The 23,809-nt window shown below is 43.2% G+C and carries 21 protein-coding genes and 1 tRNA gene; 6 read left to right on the top strand and 16 right to left on the bottom strand.

Annotated elements, in window-relative coordinates:
- Window positions 1-448: 448 nt before the first annotated feature.
- The 5 genes from OCU30_RS02140 to OCU30_RS02120 form a co-directional block, all read right to left on the bottom strand.
- Entirely contained in the window at window positions 449-898 is a 450-nt protein-coding gene (locus OCU30_RS02140) for a PTS sugar transporter subunit IIA (protein ID WP_077315386.1), read from the bottom strand.
- Window positions 895-2,151 carry a PTS ascorbate transporter subunit IIC gene (locus tag OCU30_RS02135; protein WP_077315385.1) on the bottom strand — a complete coding sequence of 419 codons (1,257 nt, stop codon included), beginning with the start codon at window positions 2,149-2,151 and terminating at the stop codon, window positions 895-897. Before OCU30_RS02135 ends, OCU30_RS02140 begins: the two co-directional genes overlap by 4 nt.
- A gap of 12 nt (window positions 2,152-2,163) precedes the next feature.
- Window positions 2,164-2,433: a PTS sugar transporter subunit IIB gene (locus OCU30_RS02130; protein WP_077315384.1), complete on the bottom strand. Its 270-nt coding sequence runs from the start codon at window positions 2,431-2,433 to the stop codon at window positions 2,164-2,166.
- A 252-nt stretch (window positions 2,434-2,685) separates the two neighbouring features.
- A complete protein-coding gene (locus tag OCU30_RS02125; RefSeq protein ID WP_077315383.1) occupies window positions 2,686-3,171 on the bottom strand; it encodes a hypothetical protein in 486 nt (161 codons plus the stop codon).
- 109 nt (window positions 3,172-3,280) lie between these two features.
- Window positions 3,281-3,658 carry a winged helix-turn-helix transcriptional regulator gene (locus tag OCU30_RS02120; RefSeq protein ID WP_077315382.1) on the bottom strand — a complete coding sequence of 126 codons (378 nt, stop codon included), beginning with the start codon at window positions 3,656-3,658 and terminating at the stop codon, window positions 3,281-3,283.
- Between the two features lie 77 nt (window positions 3,659-3,735).
- Between OCU30_RS02120 and OCU30_RS02115 the strand changes: the two genes are divergently transcribed.
- Window positions 3,736-4,488 carry an SDR family oxidoreductase gene (locus OCU30_RS02115; protein ID WP_077315381.1) on the top strand — a complete coding sequence of 251 codons (753 nt, stop codon included), beginning with the start codon at window positions 3,736-3,738 and terminating at the stop codon, window positions 4,486-4,488.
- A gap of 85 nt (window positions 4,489-4,573) precedes the next feature.
- On the opposite strand, the gene OCU30_RS02110 is transcribed toward OCU30_RS02115, so the two are convergent.
- From OCU30_RS02110 to OCU30_RS02080, 7 genes are all read right to left on the bottom strand, one after another.
- A complete protein-coding gene (locus OCU30_RS02110) occupies window positions 4,574-6,010 on the bottom strand; it encodes a 6-phospho-beta-glucosidase (RefSeq protein WP_077315380.1) in 1,437 nt (478 codons plus the stop codon).
- A gap of 12 nt (window positions 6,011-6,022) precedes the next feature.
- Window positions 6,023-7,936: a beta-glucoside-specific PTS transporter subunit IIABC gene (locus OCU30_RS02105; RefSeq protein WP_077315379.1), complete on the bottom strand. Its 1,914-nt coding sequence runs from the start codon at window positions 7,934-7,936 to the stop codon at window positions 6,023-6,025.
- Between the two features lie 334 nt (window positions 7,937-8,270).
- Complete coding sequence (gene phnE / locus OCU30_RS02100; protein ID WP_077315378.1) at window positions 8,271-9,191, bottom strand: phosphonate ABC transporter, permease protein PhnE; 921 nt, start codon at window positions 9,189-9,191, stop codon at window positions 8,271-8,273.
- Entirely contained in the window at window positions 9,184-10,053 is an 870-nt protein-coding gene (phnE, locus tag OCU30_RS02095) for a phosphonate ABC transporter, permease protein PhnE (protein WP_077315377.1), read from the bottom strand. The genes phnE (OCU30_RS02100) and phnE (OCU30_RS02095) overlap by 8 nt, the downstream gene beginning before the upstream one ends.
- A 67-nt stretch (window positions 10,054-10,120) precedes the next feature.
- Window positions 10,121-11,050: a phosphonate ABC transporter substrate-binding protein gene (gene phnD / locus OCU30_RS02090; RefSeq protein WP_077315376.1), complete on the bottom strand. Its 930-nt coding sequence runs from the start codon at window positions 11,048-11,050 to the stop codon at window positions 10,121-10,123.
- Between the two features lie 34 nt (window positions 11,051-11,084).
- On the bottom strand, window positions 11,085-11,876 hold the full coding sequence (gene phnC / locus OCU30_RS02085) for a phosphonate ABC transporter ATP-binding protein (protein WP_077315375.1): 792 nt from the start codon (window positions 11,874-11,876) through the stop codon (window positions 11,085-11,087).
- A 230-nt stretch (window positions 11,877-12,106) separates the two neighbouring features.
- Entirely contained in the window at window positions 12,107-13,735 is a 1,629-nt protein-coding gene (locus OCU30_RS02080) for a HAMP domain-containing methyl-accepting chemotaxis protein (protein ID WP_077315374.1), read from the bottom strand.
- Between the two features lie 712 nt (window positions 13,736-14,447).
- Here OCU30_RS02080 and OCU30_RS02075 point away from each other — a divergent pair.
- Together OCU30_RS02075 and OCU30_RS02070 are read left to right on the top strand one after the other, a co-directional pair.
- Entirely contained in the window at window positions 14,448-15,917 is a 1,470-nt protein-coding gene (locus tag OCU30_RS02075; protein ID WP_077315373.1) for a leucyl aminopeptidase, read from the top strand.
- A 380-nt stretch (window positions 15,918-16,297) separates the two neighbouring features.
- Window positions 16,298-18,058, top strand: coding sequence for a lysophospholipid acyltransferase family protein (locus OCU30_RS02070; protein WP_077315372.1), 1,761 nt, complete (start codon window positions 16,298-16,300; stop codon window positions 18,056-18,058).
- 150 nt (window positions 18,059-18,208) lie between these two features.
- Here OCU30_RS02070 and fdhD read toward each other — a convergent pair whose 3' ends face one another.
- The 3 genes from fdhD to OCU30_RS02055 all read right to left on the bottom strand — a co-directional run bounded on the left by fdhD (window position 18,209) and on the right by OCU30_RS02055 (window position 20,117).
- Window positions 18,209-19,033 (bottom strand): formate dehydrogenase accessory sulfurtransferase FdhD, encoded by an 825-nt coding sequence (fdhD, locus tag OCU30_RS02065; protein WP_077315371.1) that lies wholly within the window; start codon window positions 19,031-19,033, stop codon window positions 18,209-18,211.
- Between the two features lie 52 nt (window positions 19,034-19,085).
- Window positions 19,086-19,172: transfer RNA gene (locus tag OCU30_RS02060), tRNA-Leu, on the bottom strand.
- Between the two features lie 162 nt (window positions 19,173-19,334).
- Window positions 19,335-20,117 carry a TSUP family transporter gene (locus tag OCU30_RS02055; RefSeq protein ID WP_077315370.1) on the bottom strand — a complete coding sequence of 261 codons (783 nt, stop codon included), beginning with the start codon at window positions 20,115-20,117 and terminating at the stop codon, window positions 19,335-19,337.
- 316 nt (window positions 20,118-20,433) lie between these two features.
- Between OCU30_RS02055 and OCU30_RS02050 the strand changes: the two genes are divergently transcribed.
- Window positions 20,434-21,777 carry an aminotransferase-like domain-containing protein gene (locus OCU30_RS02050; protein WP_077315369.1) on the top strand — a complete coding sequence of 448 codons (1,344 nt, stop codon included), beginning with the start codon at window positions 20,434-20,436 and terminating at the stop codon, window positions 21,775-21,777.
- Between the two features lie 65 nt (window positions 21,778-21,842).
- Here the strand turns inward: OCU30_RS02050 and OCU30_RS02045 are convergent, their stop codons facing one another.
- Window positions 21,843-22,772 (bottom strand): LysR family transcriptional regulator, encoded by a 930-nt coding sequence (locus tag OCU30_RS02045; protein WP_077315368.1) that lies wholly within the window; start codon window positions 22,770-22,772, stop codon window positions 21,843-21,845.
- 97 nt (window positions 22,773-22,869) lie between these two features.
- On the opposite strand from OCU30_RS02045, the gene OCU30_RS02040 reads away from it, so the two are divergent.
- Window positions 22,870-23,304: a DMT family transporter gene (locus OCU30_RS02040; RefSeq protein WP_077315367.1), complete on the top strand. Its 435-nt coding sequence runs from the start codon at window positions 22,870-22,872 to the stop codon at window positions 23,302-23,304.
- 9 nt (window positions 23,305-23,313) lie between these two features.
- Entirely contained in the window at window positions 23,314-23,775 is a 462-nt protein-coding gene (locus OCU30_RS02035; RefSeq protein WP_077315366.1) for a DMT family transporter, read from the top strand.
- Window positions 23,776-23,809: the final 34 nt, after the last annotated feature.

The raw sequence follows: 23,809 nt of genomic DNA, 5'->3' as shown, positions 1-23,809 counted from the left end.
CCCGGGAGCGAAACATAGGCACCTCATGTACTCAAAAAAATATAATCATGTGGTAAGGAAAAAACACCTTTCATGATAGAAAAGTCAGTAGAAATAGATTGTCTACCTGATATCGGTAACTTTAGAAGCCATATGCAACAATGCAAACATTCAATTCCAAATCAACGAAAATAGGTAGATGTGAAAATAGCTCTGTATTTTTCTAAAGGTAATCGCAATGCAGTGTTGGTAAGATCTGAGATAAGTAGACGCTCTTTATGGTAAAAAGTCACTCAACTATATAGAGAATCAAGATGGCAAAGAAGAGGTCGTGACATGTACATGGCGTGGTTAACGAAAGTTGACAACGGTTGTAGAGTTTCCCAATGAAATCGTTCTGATTCAATGGATGTTATTATGAGATGAGGAGGCTCCAAATCATGATAGCCTCCTCTTAACTCATGCTTAGTTAGTATTTATTTAAAATTGCTTGGATTTCTCTTTTGCTCTCTGAGGCTATAATGGCCTCAATATCTTGTTCATTTTGGAATAACTCAGATAAGGCAACAATCGTTTGAATATGGTTATCGGCATCCTTTGCCGCTAAAGTGACGGAAAAAAACACATCCCCATTATCTTCAGATTCCAAATCAACACCATGCTTAAATACCGTAACTTGTAAGCTAGCCTCATTCACCCCTTCTTCAGGGCGTGCGTGTGGCATGGCGATTCGAGGTGCTAATACATAGAAAGCACCAATTTCTTTATGTTTCGCTTTAATGGCTTCTAAATAACGTGTTTCTACTTTTCCTTGCTCAATTAATGTAGAACACGTTATGTCCAATGCGGCATCAACACTAAGGTTTTCAGCGGTTGAAATAACGATATTGCTCTCGTTGATTAAATCACACAAACTCATGAAACGATCCACCCTAGAATAAGACCAACAACACCAAAGTCAAAGTCGGCAAATGTCGTCGCTTTAAGGCCTAAACCACCTAATACCGGCAGCAACATCATGGGTAAAAATGAAATACACAAACCTTGAGTAAACGCGCCAAGTACCGCGCCACGTCGGCCGCCCATCGCATTACCATACACACCGGATGCACCACCAACAAAGAAATGCGGCACAACACCTGCGACAATGATGGTCCAATCCATCGCACCTTGTACTGCCATGGCTATAAGGCCGGCAGCAAATGACGATAAAAAGCCAATCAATACGGCGTTAGGAGCCACCGGAAAAACCATTGGACAATCTAAAGCTGGCTTGGCACCAGGAACAAGTTTATCTGAGATGCCTTTAAAAGCGGGGACTATTTCTGCGATCAACATCTTTACACCTTGCAGTACAATATACACACCGCCCGCAAAGACAAGTGATTGCATGAATGTAAAAACAACCCAGTTTTGACCATCTGAAACGGTTTCAACGAACTCACCACCAGCAAAAATAGACGCCACCATGAAAAATAATGCCATCGTAACCGCAACTGCAACCGGGGTATCACGTAGAAACATCAGGCTTTTCGGTACGTTGAGATCTTCTGTCGATTTAGAAGTATCACCAAACTTCGATCCCACAAAACCAGCAATAAGATAGGAAAAAGTCGAGAAGTGACCCATCGCTAGTTGATCCGTTCCCATCACCTTTTCAGTGTATTTTTGCGCGAGGGCTGGCATGATAACCATCAACGAGCCTACCGTTATGGAACCAATAGCCACCATTAATGTGCCTTCAATCTTTGCGGTAGAAAGGATAACCGCCACCAGCATCGACATAAACATGGTGTGGTGACCCGTTAAGAAGATATATTTTAGTGGAGTAAAGCGTGCTAATAAAATATTGACTATGAAAGCAAAAAACATAATAAGAGCCATTTCATAACCAAACGCTTCTTGAGCTAATGCGACAATCGCTTCGTTATTCGGAATAACTCCATGGACTCCGAATGCTTCAATAAATACGGTTGAAAAATTATTTAATGCACCGATCAAAGCGCCAGCACCAAACCCTAATATGAGAAACCCCATTACGGTTTTAATCGTGCCTTTTAAAACTGTAGAAACATCAGCTTTTTGAGCAATAAGACCAATAAATGCAATAATACCAACCATAATTGCTGGCTCTTTTAATAAGCCCAGCATAAATTCAAAGAACTGTGCCATAACGTTATATCCTTATATGAAGTTTTTTAATTGTTCTTCAATGGCATCTTTATCAAAGATATTATTTAGGCTAACAATGTTATCTTTGCCTTGTTCAGATAATTGATTCGCAACATCCTTTGCTGCTACCCAAATATCCGCTTTACTTGAAGAAGCAGAAGATAGATCTTCATGATCAACTTCAGCTTCTAAGCCTATTTTATTAATTACTTCTTTAACCGCCATTTCCATCATGAGTGACGTGCCAAGACCGTTACCGCATACTACTAGTATTTTTTTCATAATATTATTTCTCTGTAGGGTTATTTAGGTATATTTTTATTGTGTTACTGGACGAAAAAACAATACCTAAACGCATACCTTTTTAACGAGATCTCTGTCTCAAGGTCAAATTGCTCTTGTGACCTATATCATGCAAATAGACTAAAAAAACCATACAAAAAAAAGAGAAATAACAGAAGAGTTAAATATGTGATGAGGATCTAGTCGTTGAGTAACGAATAATATTCGTGAGATATACCGTGAGAAACAAGATTATTTTCCGTAATCAGCCAGCATTTTTTTAAGTAGACTGTTTACATCTTTCGTTTTTTTACTGCGCTTCGTCAATGCACTTAATGATGTCGGGGCTTGCAGGGCCTCTTGGGGATCCGTATCCGGCGTGCTCGTTTCACGCAGTTTTTCGACGGAGGCTCGAATCATACGAATTTCCTCGCCAGCGCTATTATGTAAGACAACGATATTGTCAGAGTCTACCTGTACCACTGTGAGAGGGCCGTACTTTTCTGATATGAATATTTTCCCAACCAGCGTTGATTGTGATGGCACAGAACGATCTAAAACCTGACCACAACGTAATTTTGCGGCGGTCGTGGAGCGTATATTGCCTGTATTTTCAAACGCAATAATGACGGTGTAGGTATTATAATATTCAACTACAACCGCGTAGCCATGTTTTTTGGTCGCAAACCTCGTCCCTATTTGCATATCATTGGGCGCGTCCAACTTTTTCATTAACATATTGAATTCCTGAGACTATCTATTGCCATTTGACGTTTAGATAAAGAAGCCATAATCACAAAGTATATACGTTCGCTGACTTGATAGAAATAACTAGGTCATGCGGATTTTATTCACCTTGAGATGTATGCTCGATTAATTCTTGTTTATGAACCGTCATCCATTGAGCAAGAGAGTCCAATGTTGGCTTTAGCGTTTTGCCCAATGAGGTAATTTGATACTCCACACGTGGCGGCATTTCAGGATATACCGTACGACTGACTAACCCTTGTGTTTCAAACGAGCGTAATTGCTTGGTGAGCTCTTTTTGGGTAATTGACCCAATCGCACGCTGCAAAGCGCCAAAACGGATCGTCTCATCCGTCACAATCAAACGATACAAAATCGGAATCGCCCACTTCCCAGATACAATATTGACAAAATCGACCATGGGACAAGAAATGGCAGAAGATGGACGATTATTTGTTGTTTTTTCCTTAGTATCCATTTGGTACCTACTTTCTTATTGATACTGAATGAGTCAATAATGGCTATTAGTCGAGCAAATAACAAGTAGGAGAAATCATGAGCCAACGATTATTGAATAAATACGCCTTAATTACCGGTGGAACCGCAGGTATTGGTTTGGAAACGGCCAAACAGTTCCAACAGGAAGGCGCTCACGTCATCGTCACTGGGCGAAATCCCGCAGGCCTAGACCATGCACGCAATACACTTAACGACTCTGCCATCGTCATACAAAATAACGCCGCTGATTATCAGCAACAACGCGAGCTGGCGGCGCAACTCACCGACCTCATTCCCAAGTTAGATGTGGTGTACATTAATGCTGGAGATGTCACTCACAAGCCAATGGAATCATGGAGCGAAACAGATTTCGATCACATCATCGCAACCAATTTGAAAGGCCCTTTTTTCTTAATTCAAGCGTTATTGCCACTCCTATCCGAGTCGGCGTCGATCATTCTGTGTGGCAGTGTGTCTGCGCAAATTGGGTTAGCGCAAAGCAGTCTTTATGCCGCCAGTAAATCGGCCCTGATCTCGCTTGCTCGTACGCTTTCTGGTGAGCTAAAAGATCGTGGTATTCGCGTCAATGCGTTAAGCCCAGGCCCCACATCCACCGATGCGTTCGATAAATTTGGATTACCTGAAGCAGAAAAGGCCGCGCTCATTCAGCAAGTCGGTGAATTAGTGCCTTTAAAACGTTTAGGCCAGCCTGTCGAAATTGCCAAAGCGGCAGTCTTTATGGCCTCTGATGAATCCGCTTATATGCTCGGTGCCGAGCTATTAATTGATGGTGGCGTGGGGAATATTTAAAGCACTGGCAAACTGACAATAAAAAGCCTGAGGGAAAACTCCATCAGGCTTTTTATTCTTCGAGTTACTGGGTTATTAAGTCTAATTACACTGTCATACCGTTAGTGCTAATGACCTCTTTGTACCAGAAAAAGCTTTTCTTACGGCTACGTTCCATGGTTCCCGTCCCATCATCATGACGGTCCACATAAATGAACCCATAACGTTTGCGGTATTCACCCGTTCCATAAGAGACACAATCAATACATCCCCACGGGGTATATCCCATTAGGTCAACGCCGTCATGCGCCACTGCAACTTTCATCTGTTCAATATGAGCTTTGAGGTAATCTATACGGTAATCATCATTAATTTCACCGTTATCAGCAACGTTATCCACCGCGCCAAATCCATTTTCGACAATGAAAAGGGGTTTGTTATAACGCTCATGTAACTCACATAAAGAATAACGGAGTCCGATGGGATCAATCTGCCAGCCCCACTCCGAGGCTTGTACATGTGGGTTTTTCACGCTCCCGGTAAAGCCACTCATAGAGCCTTGGGTACTTTCTTGCGCATCGGCTTTGACCGCGACAGACATGTAATAGCTAAAGCCAATATAGTCACATACGCCCTCTTTGAGGATGTCCAGATCGCCCGGTTCCATTTGGATATGGTAGCCTTTGCGTTCCCATTCTTTTAGCGTATAAGCCGGATATTCACCGCGCATATGGACGTCACTAAAGAAGAAGCGGTTACGCATTGCTTCTTGTGCCAACATCACATCTGCAGGCGCACATGAATAAGGATAAATTGGCACCCATGCAACCATACAGCCTATTTGAAAATCAGGGTTGATTTCACGACCTAACTTAACCACTTTCGCACTGGCAACAAATTCGTGATGTACTACTTGATACATACACTCTTCTGGGTTGTCTTCTACGGTATAATCCACACCGGAGTTTGAGTAGCCCCACAGTGGCAAATTCAAATCACGCTGGTTATTGATTTCGTTAAACGTCATCCAGTATTTCACTTTGCTTTTATAACGGCGCATCACCGTTTCTGCATAATGCACAAAGAAATCCACGACGCGGCGATCTTTAAAGCCACCGTACTCTTTGGATAAATGCAATGGCATTTCAAAGTGGGATAATGTGATCACAGGTTCAATTCCATATTTCAGCATTTCATCAAAAAGATCATCGTAGTACTGAAGCCCCGCTTCATTTGGCTCTTGCTCATCACCCTGCGGAAAAATACGTGGCCAATAAATCGAGGTACGAAAACACTTAAAGCCCATTTCCGCCAACAAAGCAATGTCACCTTTATAATGATCATAAAATGCCGTCGCCTCATGATTGGGGTAATGTTCGCCAGCAATAACACCATCAGTAATTTTGCGTTGCGTATTCACATCCCCGCCAGACAATACATCCACAATACTCGGGCCTTTACCATCACGATCCCAGCCGCCTTCCACTTGATGAGCCGCAACTGCGCCCCCCCACAAAAAATCATCTGGTAATACACTACTCATTTTCTTTTATCCTTAAGCCATTTGAATGACTGGCTGTCCTACTTCAATGTCTTGATGTTCCTGATTTGGGTCAATCAGGTTAAATTCAAACTCATCACTGTTCATGACAATACATGGCGTGGTTACGTCATAACCCGCGGCGGTAATTTTTTCGAGATCAAAGTGGATTAAAGGATCTCCCACTTTCACTGACTGCTCTAGCGTCACTAGGCAATCAAAATGCTCTCCTTTGAGTTGCACGGTATCTAACCCAACATGAATTAACACTTCTGCGCCATTGGCCATTGTCATACCTACGGCGTGCTTAGTGTCGATAACTGAAGAAATTACGGCATCACACGGGGCGCGAACCACACCCTCTGATGGAATAATCGCCACACCATCCCCTAATAATTTTTGTGCAAAGCTTTCATCTTTAACCGTTGATAAAGGCACAATGTGTCCTTTTAGCGGGCTCACTAGGGTGGCAAGCTGTCTGGTCTCAGACGCCGTCACAATTGGAGCCGGTGTATCCGATGCTTTAAGATCATCGGAAACCTTCCCTGCCTCTAACTCTTCATCAATCGGATCTTCAAACCCAACGATAAAAACCAATGCAAATGTGGCGACAATCGCAACGCCAACACCGGCTAACTCCCCCATGAAAGAGGCCGGATTACTTGGGCTAATTGCATTTACTACGGTCAATAAACCGGGTAACCCTGCGTAGGCATAGTAATACGTGCCAAATAAGCTCGCGACAACCGAGCCCAATGCGCCGCCAATACAACCACACACAAAGGGCTTTTTCAGTCTTAATGTCACCCCGTACAAAGCTGGCTCTGTAATACCGAAAACGGCCGTTAATCCGGCGGAAAAGCCTGTGGCTTTCATTAGTTTGTTACGCGATTTAAACGCCACCGCAAGAGCTGCGGCCATTTGAGCGACGACCGCAATCGCTTGGAAGGCTTGAAAGGTGTCGTAGCCAAAGTTTTCGTAGTTAGCAAACACCACAGGAGTAATCCCCCAGTGCACACCAAAAATAACAATGATTTGCCAGATACCGCCGATTAAAGCGGCTGCCAATACAGGGGCGGCATCAAATAAAGAGTTGTAGCCTCCCGCAATGGAACTCGCCACAAAACTCATGACAGGGCCGATCACCACCAAGGTGGTTGGCACCATGATTAACATACAAATTAATGGCGTGAATAGTTCACTCACCACGCCCGGAATAACACGTTTTACAAAACGCTCTACGTAGCTAAGGGCCCACACCATAAAGATCGGCGGCAGTACCGATGAGGTGTAAACGGTTTTCGCCAGTGGCAACGATAGAAACGTGATGACTTCACCACCAGCAATACGGCTGGCCATCTCTGCCCATGATGGGTTAATGAGGGCGCAGGCACATAACACAGCAATAAACGGGTTACAGTTAAAATGTTTCGCTGAGGTAATCGCGATGAACACAGGCAAAAAGGCAAATGGTGTCCACGACATAAAGTTCAGTACTTCAAACGTTCCCGTTGCTTCAATACTCGGCGCGAGAAAGCGTGCGAAAATAAGGGAACCTTGCAAAATACCTGCGGCAGCGAGGATAAAAATAATCGGCGCAAAAATAGCTGACATTGCGGCAATCACCGAGTCAATGACGCTCATTTTATGCTGTTTATCACTCAATAAGCTGCTATCAAGCAGTTGCGACATTGCCTCATACACGTCAGAAACATGCGTGCCAATGACCACCTGAAATTGACCGCCACTTAGCACGACAGTAATAACCCCAGGCATTTGTTTGATGTTATCTGCCGCACCTTCTGGTACTTCGTTTAAAATCAGCCGTAAACGTGTCGCACAACGTGAAAATTGACTGACATTCTCTTGCCCACCGACTTCGGACAGAATATCTTTTGCTAGTTGTGTGTAATCTCGGATCGCCGCCATATTCCAACCCTTTCATTCTTGTTTTGTTATTGGATAGAAACCTATAAATGTTTCTAATTATTGTTTTGGTACCGGTTTCAAAGATATAAATTTGCGGTTTTATACACAATCACCAAGATGATGAATAGCGAGAAAACTCACAGTAATCGAGTGTTTAACCATTAAATTTTTGGGTTGGATCCCGTAACGAGGGAAGGCTTTCTACAATAAAAAGTGGCTAAGAGGGGAAATAATCAATCGAGAATAACAATGCGCCTCGATAACGAGACGCATGTAATGAAACCAAGATATAGGATTGGATGCCATAAATTATGATTTGGCACACCGCGCGATGTTAGTGATGAGTCTCTTGGCCAAACAACGGCACTTCTTCACCGATGATGTATTTACGACGTAACATTTCAGAAATTTTGTCCATAATAATCACCAAAGCAACCAAAATTAGGGTGATAAACATCACGACATCCCAGTTCCATAAACGCATATTTTCTGCATAAACCAAACCAATGCCTCCCGCTCCAACAAACCCTAGTACCGCCGCTGAGCGAGTATTTGATTCAATTTGGTATAAGGTTAAGGCTAAAAACTGCGGAAATGATTGAGTGAAAATGCCAAACCGATGTTTCTGTAAACTTTTAGCACCGAGTGCACTCAAACCACGACTAGGCGCACGATCAACCGCATCGTGGCTCTCTGAATATAGTTTCCCGAGTAACCCTGCATCTTGCATCGTAATCGCCAGCACCCCTGCAAGAGGTCCCATGCCTACCGCACGGATAAAGATCAATCCCCAAATTGCCATATCGACACCACGTGCGATATCAAACAGCCGTCTAACAAGTATCGCGATACCTTTTAAAGGTAAGGTTGTCATGACCTTGCGCGATGCTAGAAAAGATAACGGTAATGCAATCAGTGTCGCGGTAAATGTGCCCGCAAACACAATACCTAACGTGATGGCAATTTGCGTAAAGTAATAACCAAATGGCCACTCACTCACATTACGCCACTGAAACATACGTAAAAAATATTTACCTAGCTGTTCAACTCCCGCAAAAAAAGTATGAGCACTTAAACCGTTATAATAAAAGAACAGTAGATAGTAAGCCAAAAACGCCACGGTCATAACCACTAAAGATATTGCGTGTTTACGTCTTGCCGCATAGATTTCACGACGTTCTTTTTGAAATGTTGATTGTGCGGCGGGAACTCCCATCGATGTAATGGAAGAGGCCGTAGCCGTTGAACTAAGCATTGATTTTCCCTTCTAAGAAATAGCGTCTTAACTGCGCTGATAGGTAATCTAAGACAGACACCACCAAGATGATTTGCAGTAATACCATGCTCACTTGGTCAAAATGATCCAACTTAATCGATGTCATTAATTCTTGCCCAATGCCCCCAGCACCCACCAATCCTAAAATGGTCGATTGTCTAAAATTAATCTCTAAGCGCAGAAAGGTATAAGATAAAAAAGTCGGAGCAACTTGCGGCCATATGCCATAACGCATACGTTCTAATTTCGTTGCGCCTACGGCACGCAACCCGCGCACTGGCTTATCGGATGCGACTTCAACACTTTCATAAAATAGTTTGGTTTGAGTTCCAAAGCTGTGTAATGACAGCGCAAAGAAACCCGGTATTGGGCCAATACCAAATGCCATAACAAACATTACCGCCCAAGCTAATTCAGGCATCGTACGACAAAAAGCAGCCACCCCTCTTAGTACATAGCGAATCAACCCTATGGTTTGCGTATTATTCGCCGATGGAAATGATGCTATCGCGGCCAATAAGCTCGAAAACAGTGTCGCGGCAATCGCCACCGCGATCGTTTGTCCCAGCAATGGGATTTGAATATGTAGCCGGTATCCCCAATATGCGAGTGAGCCTTTAGTATGCCCATCGGCAAAGAGTTGCGACCAATGCAACACCGGCATGATTTCATCAATATAATCGAGAAAATGTGGGAAGCCTTGCCACATCACAGACCAACTAAATTCAGATACTTGTCCTGAATAAAGATACACAACAAGAATGCCGATAGACCAAAGTAGCCCCTCACGTGTTTGGCGCTGTTTAACTTGCTTATAATACGTCGCAAATGATTGAGACATGACTTCCCTTCTTTTCTTATAGCTCATCTCGACTGAGAACGCTCAGTCAGAGTTAGTAGATAACAAATTAACGATCGCCGTTCATTAGCTCACGTTTTAGTGCAATAACATTCGCGTAATCTTTAACGCTTGCAGGTGAGATATGTTGCTCACCGCCCACGGCTTTAACCCAGCAATCGTGATGATTTTTATCAAGATCTTTAATCGCTGTTACCAATTTATCTTTAAAATCAGACGGTAAATTATTGCGTACCAAAATCGGACCATTCGGGATCAAATCTGAATGCCAGACAATTCGTAAGTTCTTCATCAGATCAGGGTGATCCATACGCATTAGGCGGCCAAAGGCACCTGCGGTATAGCCTTCATTGTAATCACCAACCATTGACGTCCAGGTTACCGCACCAGCAAACTGTTTATTAAGTACACCTAAAATGTCTTGCTCATGACCACCAGAGAAAGTAGTAGAAGAGAAGAAATGATCATAATTATCATCTTTTGAGCCACCAAATTTTTCTGCAAACTCATGATTAGGAATCAAAAAGCCAGAAGTAGAATCAGGATCTGCAAAACCAAATGAATGGCCTTTAAGATCATCTAAAGAGTGGTAAGGACTGTCAGAGCGTACGACGACAACTGAGTGATAACCTTTTGATTGATCCTTATCATCAGTCAAAATACCCACTACATCGACCGCATCTTTATTACGTAGATAAACAGAAGCGTAAGACGAAGGTGACATACTCAGAACCATGTCGATTTTTTCGCCCACTAAACCTTGAATAACGCCCGAGTAATCCGAAGAATTACGTAGTTTCGTATCAACATGCAGTGTTTTATCAAAATAGTCTTTCACACACTGGTTATCACCAATTTGCTGAGTCGCATTCTGACCGCCAAGAATCCCTAGATTTAATGTCTTTGGTGTTTGTGCTTGGCTGGCTGCACTAAACGTCATCATAACGCCCAGAGCAAGAGTAGAAAGTACTTGCTTCATAAAATCATTCCTTTAATTACTGAAAGTGCTGCGACTACGCGACAGCTTGTTGGGTATAAATTAATTGCTGGATATCCGCCGTTAGCCCTTCCGGCGAACCGTCATAAACTATATTGCCCTCGGCCACACCAATGACACGTGTCGCATACTGCTTAACCAATTCAATCGAGTGAAGGTTGACCATAACAGCAATGCCCTGCTGGCTAATTTCTTGGAGCGCTTCCATCACACGATGTGTGTTTTTAGGATCCAAGGATGCCACCGGTTCATCGGCGAGTAATACACGTGGGTTTTGCATGAGCGCACGTGCAATTGCCACACGTTGACTCTGACCACCAGAAAGGTTTTCCGCCCGTTGCATGGCGTGTTCAATTAAGCCAATCCATTCCAATAGCTGAATGGCTTGATCAATATCGGCTTGAGGAAACAGTTTGAGTAGCGAGCGAATATTACTGGTTTGACTTAGGCGTCCAAGTAATACGTTGGTCACAACATCTAAACGAGGTACTAAACAGAAATCTTGGAAGATCATGCCACATTGCGTTCGCCACTCACGCATGCCTTTACCACTGAGCTTTTCGACATATTGCGGGTCATCGCTTTGCGGAAAACCAATTATGTGGCCAGACGTGCTGTCGACTGTGCCATTAAGCATATGCAATAACGTCGACTTCCCTGCCCCTGATTGACCAACAATCGCGACCATTTCACCCGCGTAAAGATCGAAATCAACCCCTTTTATCACTTCTTTCTTTCCACGATAAGCTTTACGTAAATTAACAACCGACAATAATTTTTCATTGCCAGAATTGGGCGTGTGTACCATGACAATTCATTCCAGTAATTAATACTCATATGGATCCATGTGAACATGGTTTCTTGACAGATATATGAAGGAGTTATGACCAATTCATTGCATCGAAAAAAACACAAATGTCTGTGGTCAACGCGAACGTAGCATCGAACAGAATATTATTACTCGCTGAATTATAGATAAAAAAAAGACCAAGCCGCCAAGCTTGGTCTTTTCAATTTCTTTTTTAACTACCCAGCATATTACAATTTAAATGAATCCATACGCATTTTTAAGTGGTGAGCTAAACGACTAATTTCTTGGCACGATTCGGCGGTTTGCGAGGTACCCTCATTCATTTCCGATGCCGCACTATTAATAAACTCAATACTGCGGTTTAATTCTTCAGAAACCGAATTCTGCTCACTACATGCTGTCGCAATCTGCGAACTCATCTGTGACATACTGTCTACGGCTACTTCAATTTCTGTAATGCGCTCTTTCGCTTCACCCACCTGCTCAATACATTGTTGAATGCCATTTTGACACTCAGCACTTGAGTCACCCATTTTTTGGGTACCTTCTTGCAAGGTTGTAATGATCCCCATGATTTGCGCGGTTGAGTCTGTAGTCCGTTTAGCCAACGAACGCACTTCATCGGCTACAACGGCAAAGCCACGGCCTTGCTCACCAGCACGCGCCGCTTCAATCGCCGCATTAAGTGCAAGTAAATTGGTTTGCTCGGCAATCCCCTGAATCACATCCACAACAACGTTAATATCATTCGAGCTTTTCAGTAATTCTTTTGATAACTCATCGGAATTTTGTACCGCAGTATGCATTTTCTCTACTACGCCAACCGTTTTATCTAAAGTTTGCGAGCCTTGCTCAGCCATGTCTGTTGCTTGTTGTGCAGTCGTTGCTCCCACCTCAGTATTTTGAGCGACTTCCGCCACAGCGGCTTGCATTTGCGTCATTGCCGACGCGACTGATGTCAGTTCTGTATGTTGATTTTGCATACCTGAAGCGGTTTGCGAAGCAATCGCGCTAACTTCCTCGACGGCTGCCGTCAACTGGATGGTCGAATCATTCACTTCAGACACCAAACCGTGCAAATTACTTTGCATTTTCTCTAAGTCTTTCAGTAATTGTCCCAACTCATCTTCGGTGAGATCTGCTTCATTGAACCGGTTATTTAACTGCCCATTAGCGATGCGAGTAGCGAAATCTAATGCTTTCTTAATTGGGTTACAGATCGCCCGGGAAAGAATAACGGCGGAAGTGGCGATGATAGCAAGAATAACCCCAATACCAATCACAGCAGCAATTACGGTTGCTTGTGATTCGGCAACAACCGTATTTTTAATACTGCTCGACATTTTCTCATTCAGCTCTAGAGTTTGCTTCAGTTTGTCATACGCAGAGGTGTAAGTAGTATAGCTACTCAACACTAATTCATTGGCTTGCTGTGAGTTGCCTTGGCTCAATAATGAACGATACTCACTGGTTTCATTGACGTATTTAGACCACTGATCTTTAAATTCTGAGAATACTTGTCTTTCATTATCAGTTAAGTCTAAACGTTCATAATGCGCAATTTCTTGCTGTATACCAGCGCGAACTTTATCTAAATCGTCTAGCCATTGGCCTAACTTAGGATTATTGGCATTGGGTAATAATGAAAATTCATCTTTACGCACAATTGTAATATCCACTTGCATACCTTTAAGCAAGGTAACTGAAGGGAGGCTTTTTTCCGTCAGTGTATCAATACTTTTGTTTAAGTCGCTCCAGTTGCCCGCTAAAACGCACGCAACGATGCCTAAAGTAACGAGCACTGCTAAATAACTTAGCCATATTTTTTTGACTACACTAAGATTTTTAAATTTCATATTTATTCCATTAACAACCTAAACTCGTCATTCTAAAGTCAGAATGTTCATTTTGTTATTGATCTCACAATCTGAAGAAAACCGTAAAATCATTAATTTATGTAAAATTTTCGCTAATATACTTGGCATATGAAATTAGTGTCAATGCACTATTTTAAGCCACTTAAACACTTTCTTAATCAAAAATTATTTTTTTTAAAATCAATAGACTTAATGGCTAAATAACACACTTTGAGCGCCATCTTTCTCTTTATTTTTCTTCTCTAAAATATTTACTACCAAAGCATGAGTATAAAATATCTTATTACTTTTATACTCATCACGATGTGTGGCTTACATTCACAAGATAACTTTAGTCGATAATTGACCATTTTGACAAAAAGGTACCTGGTAATTACATAGCGAAACAATTCTATTCAATTCCATCATGAGTCGTTCCCCCCCATCAATGAGTCAAAAGCCAATCTCTATAAACAGCTAACGTGACGGGTAAGATGCAGTGACTTATTCATATGACTCACTCGCCACGATCCCGCTTACTGGTTGCCAAGCTTTCCCCCATCCCTTACCCTAATTAGGCAATACGTATTGATAACACTGCTTGTGCTCTCGTGTGGTGTAGGTGCTATGCCAACAATCATGTGAGCTCAGATAACAAGTAAGACCGCCTATCAATACCCAAAATAATAAAATCAGTAAGGATACCGCACAGATGAAAGTACTTTTTTCTCCACTTGCTTTACCGCAGCAGGGAACCATTGTCTTCTTAGTCACTCAAGATACTCCCCTACCCACTCTCGCTCAAAAATTGGACGACCAAACTCAAGGGGCACTCACCCGCTCAATGGGCGTTGAACAGTTTACTGGCAAAAAAAATACGTTAGTCAATCTCGTTGCGCCAACGCATACTGAATTAGATCGCGTTATTTTACTTGGTGTTGAAAGCTCATCAGAACTCGATATTCAGCAATCTGCAGACACGCTTATCAAGCATGTCGAGACATTTAATCTCACCGATATTCATGTCATTAGTGAAACAGATACACAAGCAGCTCACTTTGCTTACGGTGTACAACTAAGTCATTACCGCTTTGATAAGTACCGTACTCGTACTGAGCTACAAGCAAAATGTGTACTGGAAAATCTGACTGTGGGTTGCGATGATCCAAAAGCAGCACAAGAGCTATATCAACCGCTAGAAGCCGTTGCTGAAGGTGTAAAAGTAACGCGAGATCTTATTTGGGAACCCGCTAACGTCGTTTATCCTGAGTCTTTCGCACAATTTTGTGTTTGTTTGAAAGAGCACGATCTCGAAGTGGAAGTCGTGAACAGTAAACAAATGAGTGAGCTGGGCATGACTTCTTTGCTTGGTGTTGGTCAAGGTTCTCAACATGAAAGCTTAATGGTAATACTTAAATATACCGGAGCAAAAGAGAGTGACGAACCGATTGCCTTCTTGGGTAAAGGTGTGACTTTTGACAGCGGTGGCTTATCTCTAAAACCAAACACATCAATGAACACCATGAAAGAAGACATGGGCGGCGCAGCAACCGTCACTGGCCTGATGGTTGCCCTGGCTAAACGCCAAGCTAAGGTCAACGCTATTGGTGTGCTTGGCCTAGTTGAAAATATGCCAAGCGATAAAGCACAACGCCCAAGCGATGTTGTGACTTCAATGTCAGGACAAACCATCGAAGTGATGAATACTGATGCCGAAGGCCGCTTAGTGCTGTGTGATTTAATGACATACACTCAGCGCACGTTTAAGCCAAAAGCAATGTTTGACCTCGCCACTTTAACAGGTGCTGTTCTCGTCGCTCTAGGCGAAGAAATCGCTGGTATTTTCTCTAATAACGATGAGTTAGCCGAAAAAATCACAGCGGCAGGTGAAGCAGAACAAGAGCCGGTATGGCGCTTGCCATTAGGCGGACAATTTGATCGCCTACTAAAAAGCGAAATCGCGGATATGCGCAACGATGGTAATAAACCACGTATTGGCGGTTCTAGCGTGGCAGGCCAGTTCTTAGCGCGCTTTATTGAAAATGACACGCCGTGGGTGCACATTGATATTGCAGGCACAGCATGGACAGGTGAAGGCCTACCTAATAAGCCAAAAGGCGCAACTGGGTACGGGGTACGTTTACTTGATCGCATGGTAAAAGATCAATTCGAAACCAAGTAATGCCATTATTTAATGTAGTGATATTAACTAAAAAGCAGCTTTACAGCTGCTTTTATTAACTAGTCATTCAAAAAACACAAATACTAATCTCCGATACGCTTGAAATAGAAATCATTATATTCTATAAACAATGCACAAGGTAAACAACGGTCTGCCAAATGCATCAGATACTTCGCCTCCCCCTTGAAAGTATTCGATACGGCATACCGTTATTTACCTTTATCTATACCATAATGTAACTTCTGTCACTTCTCTATACCTCCTAAGTACAATTACCAGCAATCGCGTTGCGTTGTCATAAAAAACTCACTGTTTTGCAGCTTATCTGACACAGTCACTTACTAGCATTATGACTAAACATACTGTGTAAGGTGGTTGTCATGCTATCAACAAGTCCTTTTAAATTGCCGCGAAAGACACCTTTTGGCTTAGGTGAAAATCTTGCTGAATGGGCGACCGGATTAAGTCAGCTCGATAAGTTTTATGCTCAACGTCCAGCAAATTGTGGTACTCGCCAATTTCTCCGTTTTACTCTAGACATATTAAATATTGATTATCAAGTCACCAAAGGCAGCTTAAATACTCTGCCAGAAACTGGCCCCACTGTGGTGGTTGCCAACCACCCATTAGGATGTGTTGAAGGTGTTATTCTTGCCGAGTTACTGCTACAAAAACGTAGTGACGTACAGATACTTGCCAACCATTACTTAAAAACCGTTCCTGAACTGGATGAGCTATTTATTGGCGTTGATGTGTTTGAAGGCAGCAAAGCCGTACGAGCAAATTTGGGCGCAATGCGCCAAGCACACAAACATTTAGCTCAAGGTGGGTTATTACTGATTTTTCCAGCAGGAGAAGTCTCACAATTAATCGATCGTAAAGCGCGCCGTTTAGAAGATAAAGAATGGAGTCAATCGGTCAGTCGTTTGGTGCGTAAGCATAAAGCACAAACGGTTCCTGTCTTTATCGACGGGAAAAACTCGCATCGCTTTTATATGGCAGAAAAAATTCATCCGTTGCTCCGCACTTTACTGCTGGGCCGAGAGTTACTCAATAAACAAGCTTCTACGATCAACCTCGCCATAGGTGAGACAATTCGCTTTAAAGAAGTCAATCACTTATGTGATCAACAACTCGTTAACTATTTAAGACTTAATACCTATTTACTTCAACCTGTGGTCAATCAACAACGAGATAAAACCACCCACGACACAAATCTTATTCCTATTGCTAAACGCCTTCCGCTGAATGATTTATTGCATGATCTCAACCAGCTTTCCGCAGAAGATAAAATGCTCAGTCATAATCAATTTGATGTGTTCTGTACCTCAGCGGATAAGCTGCCTTCAATGCTGTTAGAGATCGGACGTATCCGTGAAGAAAACTTTCGAATGGTCGGAGAAGGTACGGGAAGAGATTTAGATATCGATGAATACGATCGCCGGTACTTACATTTGTTCATTTGGGATAACGATGAGCAACAGTTAGTGGGGTCGTATCGCTTAGGTCTCGTCGATACATTACTCGAGCATAGCCATATCAACGAATTATACTCCAGCTCACTATTTCAATACGATCGCCAGTTTATTGAAAATATGGGGAAATCGATCGAAATGGGTCGTTCTGTGGTGGATCACCGCTATCAAAAATCCATGGCGCCTTTATTACTGCTTTGGAAAGGAATCGCGACTTATGTTTCTCACCATCCAGAATATACCCACCTCTTTGGCCCAGTCAGTATTAGTAATGATTACAGCGAACAAGCCCGTCGCCTACTTGCCGATACTATGACTCTCCATTACTACGATACTCAGCAAGCTCAGTTAGTGGCGGCAACCAATCCACTGCCGACTCAGCACGCGCAATGGAATGCGAGCTTGCTGACCTCTTTAGCTGACTTACAGTTACTCGGCCGCGTAATTTCACGCATTGATGATGGCAAAGGTGTCCCTGTATTGCTGCGTCAGTATTTAGGATTAAACGGCAAACTGGTGAGTTTTAATGTCGACCCAGATTTTAATGATGCTTTAGATGGATTAATTGTGGTGGATCTATTGAACGTACCGGAGAAAACCTTAGCTCGTTACATGGGCAGTCACGCGGCCAAACAGTATTTATTACAACATCATAGTAAGCTTTAGGATCATCATGATCCTAAAGCTAAAAACGCATTTGGCCTACTATGTTCCAAATGCTTTAAAACAGAAGTTATACATTTAAAAACAAATAGTTAAAATAAAAGCCATACGCCTTTGCAACGTATGGCTTGTTGTATCTTATGTCGTTTATATTTATCGCTTAGCTTGCAAACGCTCGGGATGGGTATAGATATTGGCGCGCCCTCGGCGACAATAGCCACACAGCGTCACATTCAATTGTTCGGCTAACTCAGCCGCCATACTGGTTGCTGCCGAAACGGCAAATAAGAATTCAATACCACTCGCCACCACCTTCTGCACCATTTCAAAACTGGCTCGGCTGGTCACTAACACCGCTCCTCCCTGCTTATGATGACGCAATATCCACCCAACTAGTTTATCTAGTGCAATGTGCCGTCCTACATCTTCAAACAACGCTTCTAACTCTCCCTCTTGGTTTAGATAAGCCGCTGCATGAGTTGAACCAGTACGTTGGTTGAGTGTTTGGTGTTGTTGTAACTGTTCAAGCGCTTGATCAAGTCGCTCAATATCAAAAGTACTGTGCGTGGCCAAAGGCGTATGATAACGACAAACCGAGTCGAGCTTTTCGGTACCACAAATGCCACACCCGGTCATTCCCGCCATTGAGCGGCGCTGTTGCTGTAAACGAGCGACACAGCGATTAGCGATAAGTACATTCACCGTGATCCCATTATGTTGAGTGGTAATCTCAATATCATGAATATCCTTAAAGGCATCAATAATACCTTCGGTGAGCGCAAAACCACTGGCAAATTCTTCTAAATCATGAGGCGTACACATCATTACCGTATAGGCAATATCGTTAAACGCAATCGCAACGGGCGTTTCTTGTATTAAATCGTCATCGCTAACTTGCCATGATGATTCGCGTTGATAACGAGTAATGGGACGGGTTTGGTAAGCGGGAAAAGCAGGGTGAGATTCGTCAACACTCATAGTATTCCTAGAGGTTTTTCGCCGCCGCCCGAACGGGAGCGACCGATGAAGTTGGTGCAGATGGGGAGACTTGAACTCCCACGGCCGTTAGGCCACTAGCACCTGAAGCTAGCGTGTCTACCAATTCCACCACATCTGCGTATATGAAAACACTATCCTGCGAATACCGTAATATGAAAAGCGGCCTATTAGCAAAAAGTGATATAGATCACACATCACTGACTTCTTTAATCTATGCCCAACATTAGCAAGGCTCGCCATAGCCACGTGGCGAGCATCGTTAATGTTATGACTTTGCGCGCTACAGTAAGAACTTATAGCCTAACGACAGCATAAGCAGACTAAGTGACACAGAGATGGTTCGTTGAATAAGCTTGGGGCCATACTTCATCGCTGAACCACTCCCTACATGATTACCCAGTACATTCATGACCACCAGCGGAATAGCCAACAAATACATGACATTCCCTGCGAGCATAAAGGCAATCAGCGCCCCAATGTTAGATGAGAAATTAAACATTTTTGATGTTGCTGAAGCCGACACTAAATCAAACTTGAGCAGATAATGCAGAGCAAGAATGAGAAAACTCCCTGTACCGGGTCCAAAAAATCCATCATAAAAGCCAATCACAAATACCGCGGCAGGCACGCCAAATAAAATGACGGTTTTATTGATTGGAGTTTGGTTGTCTCCATTGCAATTTCTCTTAGGAATGAACGATAAAATGATGCCAAAAGGAAGCATAAAGAGAATGATTTTCCCGATAGTATCCGGATCAAAGTAGAGAATGGCTTGCGCACCCGCGTAGGCACCGCAAAGACCGGCTGGAATACCTGTTGCCACTGCCGTCCAAATGACTTTTTTATTGCGTATAAAGTTACGGATTGCGGCGATAGTCCCTAATGTACTGACGATTTTTTCTTGCCCCAGAGCCAATTGAGGCGGCAATCCTGCCAAAATAAACGATGGGACTAAAATGAGCCCACCACCACCTGCCACTGAGTCAATAAACCCAGCGGCAAACGCCGACACCATCAAGGCTACCAGCACCCACACTGTGATATCACTACCTAACCATTCCATGTTGTATTCCTTTTAATCATTACTAGTTACTCATCATATTCACTGATGTACAGTGCCTATCATTCACGAATAATCATCCCATCCAATACATTGACATAACTCAATAAAGCCACATTTAAATCGGGAATAAATAAACAGTGAGTCAAGACACACCGACGACAATCAATACTATGTTTTTAAAAAACTTTATTTTGAGTTAGGTTATTCAACAAATTGAACTATGTCAATATAGATCAAATAATATTATGTAAGCGACTTAAAAAGAAAAGACCTATGTTATCCTCAGATTTTATCCGCGACAGTTTTGGGAGAGAGTGTGAGTACGAGTAAGTTTGTGCATATTGCCGCAACGATTGAGAAAAAAATTGATAACGGTGAATACCAACCTAATAGCAAGCTTCCTACTCATCGTTTGTTAGCAGATGAACTCGGTACCACGCCGGCGACCGTCGCAAAAGCGTATAAGCTCCTTAACGACAAGGGATGTGTAGAGTCATTTATTGGCAAAGGAACATTTGTACGAGGCCACTCGGAATTAGATCAAGCCATCCAAGCCCCTGAAGATGATGAGCACCACTACAACTTCTCGTTGTTGCAGCCATGTTTATCTAAAAATTTACCCGCACTCAAACACGCCTACCGCGAGTCGGCGGATCAGTTAACCAATTCGCTGATTGGGTATACCGAATACACTGGCCATGAATCTCACCGCGCCGCTGGAGTAAAATGGGCACAGCAATACGGCTTACAAGGCGGCAATACCAGTAATACCCTGCTTACCAATGGCGCGCAACACGCGTTATCTCTGCTGATCGACTCGCTCAGTCAACCGGGAGATACCTTACTCGTTGATGAGCTGACCTACCCCGGTATCCTTGCTATCGCAAGTATGTCCGGTCGTCAGGTTGTTGGGGTAACATTGGATGAACACGGGTTATGCCCGCACGCATTAACTGCTGCCATTGATGAGCACCATCCAGCACTGGTTATCACCATTCCCCGTCATCAGAATCCGACGGGGCTTTCTATGCCTGAATGGCGTAAAAAAGCCATCGCTGAGGTGATTAATCAAACACATACTTGGTTAATTGAAGACGATATCTATGGCTTCTTAGATGAACAGACTGTTGCGCCGATTGCGAATTTTGCACCGGATTATACGTTTCATATTTCCGCACTTTCTAAGGCCATCAGCCCTGCTATGCGCTGTGGATACTTAAAAGTTCCCAATGGGCAAGTCGCTTTATTACAAGCGCATATTCGAGCGAATATGTGGTTATCTTCTCCAATCAATTTCATTGCCGCAACGCAGTTGATTGAATCTGGCAAAGCCTTTAATTTGGCAGCCGAGCAGCGTGAAACCGCGCAAGAGCGCCAAAAAATCGCACGCTCAATACTTACGGCAGTCACCTGCCACGCGTCGGGCTATCACATCTGGTTACCCCTACCTTCACAATGGCAACCGGATCGTTTTACACTCGAAGCGAAAAATCGCGGCATTATTGTCACTAGCGGCAGTTACTTTTGTGCAAATGGCGAGCAAACCCCACACGTACGTCTATCGCTTATGGCAATTAATAGTGAACAACGATTAATTTCAGGTTTGCAAGCGCTACAAAATTTATTAACCACCGATATGAATTCGTTTTTCCCCGGCTAAGGTTTATCAACACCGATAATCACCGATTGGCAATCACGCTCACCGCGATTGCCAACGGGGACTTATCAAGCCCAATACAGTGGCTCTCCATAGACGTCCACAAAATAATCAATGACAGCTCTCACATTGAGTGGGGGGTGACGCACATTAGGGTACATCGCTGCAATATGCTGTGGTTGAGTATTAATGGTTGCCTCATACTCTGGTAAGAGTTCAATTAATTTACCTTGATGTAATTCTTTACCTAATAGCCAATCCGGAAATAACACAATGCCCATTCCATTTAATGCCGCGGTCAACAATCCATTGGCATCATTAGAGGTTAACACGGGCGTTACTGGGTAATGCACCCACTCCTCATCAGGCAAACGGAGTAACCAACGATTTGCCCCTTCAAATCCCTTATAAACCAAGCATCGGTGCTGAGTTAATTGCGATGGTGTACTAGGTAGCCCATATTTTTCAATATATTGAGGTGATGCGGCAAGGTGGTAACGCTGTGTCCCAAAAATCCGTGCATGTAAAGACGAGTCGGTTAGATTACCAATTCGAAACAGAATATCCGTCCCTTCTCGCAACGGATCAATATACTCATCGGTCAGCATCAGCTCTATGGATAATTTAGGATACTGCTGCGATAAGGTCGCCAGCCACGGCGCAATATGACGTTGACCAAAAAACACCGGTGCATTAATCCTTACTAACCCAGAAGGCTCGTTATTTTTATCTTGTAATTGCGCTTGTGCTTCTTCCATCTGCCCAATCATTTGTTGCGCATAGGTAAAGAACAAACGCCCTTCCTCTGTCGGTGTTATCGAACGCGTATTACGATAGAACAATTGCTGGCCGAGCGCATCTTCAAGCTGATGAATTGTTCTCGATATCATGGACGCAGAAACCCCTTCACGGCGGGCAACTACTGAGAAATTTTGCGAATCAAAGACACTGACAAAAAAACGTAGCGTACGAATATCTATAGTATTTGCTGAGCTCATTAATGCAATTCCTGCAAAAGTAATTATTGGATTATGACGTTTTTATTTAATAATCGCTACCGTATGATGCACACCTCACTTATCAACCTAGAATAATATGCAATTTCTATTAATTTTACTTGTGATTGCCGGTGGCATGGGCTTGTCCGTTGAAGCGGGCATTCTTGGGCCGTTAGGCGAACAAGTCGGTCATTTATGGGCAACATTTAGCATTTTCGGTGTCGGTTCTGCACTGACGTTTTTACTTATGCTGTTCTTCAGCCCACGTAATAGCCCTTCCTTTTTTGAGCAACCTGCTTGGCAATTAACCGGGGGTATTTTAGGCGCGGGCTATGTGGTGATTTTAACCATCGCGACCCCCGTCATTGGTATTGCGGTCACCATGATCGGTATTCTCGCGGGTCAAATATTCAAAAGCGTCATCATTGACCATTACGGCTTGCTCGGGACACCAGCGCGCAAAGTGGGTAAGAAGCGCTTATGTGCACTGGCATTTATTGTTGCCGCATTACTTCTCATCGCACTCGATTAAGGAAAGGTTATGACGATTTTAATGATTATGCTCGCCGTGATCGGTGGTGCATTATTAAGTATTCAAGCGGCTGTTAACGGTCAATTAGGTAATAAAGTCGGTGTATTCCGCTGTGCTTTCCTTACTTTTTCAATCGGGGCACTGGTTACCGCGTTACTGATTTTTTACTTTGACAAAGGCCACGATCTGACCTTGATGGATATGCCTAAATGGCAACTGTTGGGTGCCATGTGTGGTGTGCCTTATATAGTAATCATGGTCTTTGCAGTGCAACGTATTGGCGTCGCAGTCTCTACTGTCGCTGTGATTTTCGGCCAGCTGTTAATGAGTATGTTAATTGATAACTTTGGTTGGCTTAACAACCAAGAATTACCGTTTTCTATTAACCGGATTGCGGCAGTTGTCTGTCTAGGTATTGCGCTTTACTTTATTTATTCAAGTAATCAAGAATCGCAAGAATCTGACAGCTAAGAACGCAAAAGCTGAGCCAATATCCTTTGGCTCA

Source organism: Vibrio palustris (genome assembly GCF_024346995.1).
GTDB lineage: Bacteria > Pseudomonadota > Gammaproteobacteria > Enterobacterales > Vibrionaceae > Vibrio > Vibrio palustris.
Note: the sequence above shows the minus strand (reverse complement) of the source record. Positions and strands in the feature narration are given on the sequence as shown.

Coding starts and splice junctions, on each gene's coding strand:
- OCU30_RS02140 (WP_077315386.1), bottom strand. CDS start 898: ATGAGTTTGTGTGATTTAATCAACGAGAGCAATATCGTTATTTCAACC.
- OCU30_RS02135 (WP_077315385.1), bottom strand. CDS start 2,151: ATGGCACAGTTCTTTGAATTTATGCTGGGCTTATTAAAAGAGCCAGCA.
- OCU30_RS02130 (WP_077315384.1), bottom strand. CDS start 2,433: ATGAAAAAAATACTAGTAGTATGCGGTAACGGTCTTGGCACGTCACTC.
- OCU30_RS02125 (WP_077315383.1), bottom strand. CDS start 3,171: ATGTTAATGAAAAAGTTGGACGCGCCCAATGATATGCAAATAGGGACG.
- OCU30_RS02120 (WP_077315382.1), bottom strand. CDS start 3,658: ATGGATACTAAGGAAAAAACAACAAATAATCGTCCATCTTCTGCCATT.
- OCU30_RS02115 (WP_077315381.1), top strand. CDS start 3,736: ATGAGCCAACGATTATTGAATAAATACGCCTTAATTACCGGTGGAACC.
- OCU30_RS02110 (WP_077315380.1), bottom strand. CDS start 6,010: ATGAGTAGTGTATTACCAGATGATTTTTTGTGGGGGGGCGCAGTTGCG.
- OCU30_RS02105 (WP_077315379.1), bottom strand. CDS start 7,936: ATGGCGGCGATCCGAGATTACACACAACTAGCAAAAGATATTCTGTCC.
- phnE (WP_077315378.1), bottom strand. CDS start 9,191: ATGCTTAGTTCAACGGCTACGGCCTCTTCCATTACATCGATGGGAGTT.
- phnE (WP_077315377.1), bottom strand. CDS start 10,053: ATGTCTCAATCATTTGCGACGTATTATAAGCAAGTTAAACAGCGCCAA.
- phnD (WP_077315376.1), bottom strand. CDS start 11,050: ATGAAGCAAGTACTTTCTACTCTTGCTCTGGGCGTTATGATGACGTTT.
- phnC (WP_077315375.1), bottom strand. CDS start 11,876: ATGGTACACACGCCCAATTCTGGCAATGAAAAATTATTGTCGGTTGTT.
- OCU30_RS02080 (WP_077315374.1), bottom strand. CDS start 13,735: ATGAAATTTAAAAATCTTAGTGTAGTCAAAAAAATATGGCTAAGTTAT.
- OCU30_RS02075 (WP_077315373.1), top strand. CDS start 14,448: ATGAAAGTACTTTTTTCTCCACTTGCTTTACCGCAGCAGGGAACCATT.
- OCU30_RS02070 (WP_077315372.1), top strand. CDS start 16,298: ATGCTATCAACAAGTCCTTTTAAATTGCCGCGAAAGACACCTTTTGGC.
- fdhD (WP_077315371.1), bottom strand. CDS start 19,033: ATGAGTGTTGACGAATCTCACCCTGCTTTTCCCGCTTACCAAACCCGT.
- OCU30_RS02055 (WP_077315370.1), bottom strand. CDS start 20,117: ATGGAATGGTTAGGTAGTGATATCACAGTGTGGGTGCTGGTAGCCTTG.
- OCU30_RS02045 (WP_077315368.1), bottom strand. CDS start 22,772: ATGAGCTCAGCAAATACTATAGATATTCGTACGCTACGTTTTTTTGTC.
- OCU30_RS02040 (WP_077315367.1), top strand. CDS start 22,870: ATGCAATTTCTATTAATTTTACTTGTGATTGCCGGTGGCATGGGCTTG.
- OCU30_RS02035 (WP_077315366.1), top strand. CDS start 23,314: ATGACGATTTTAATGATTATGCTCGCCGTGATCGGTGGTGCATTATTA.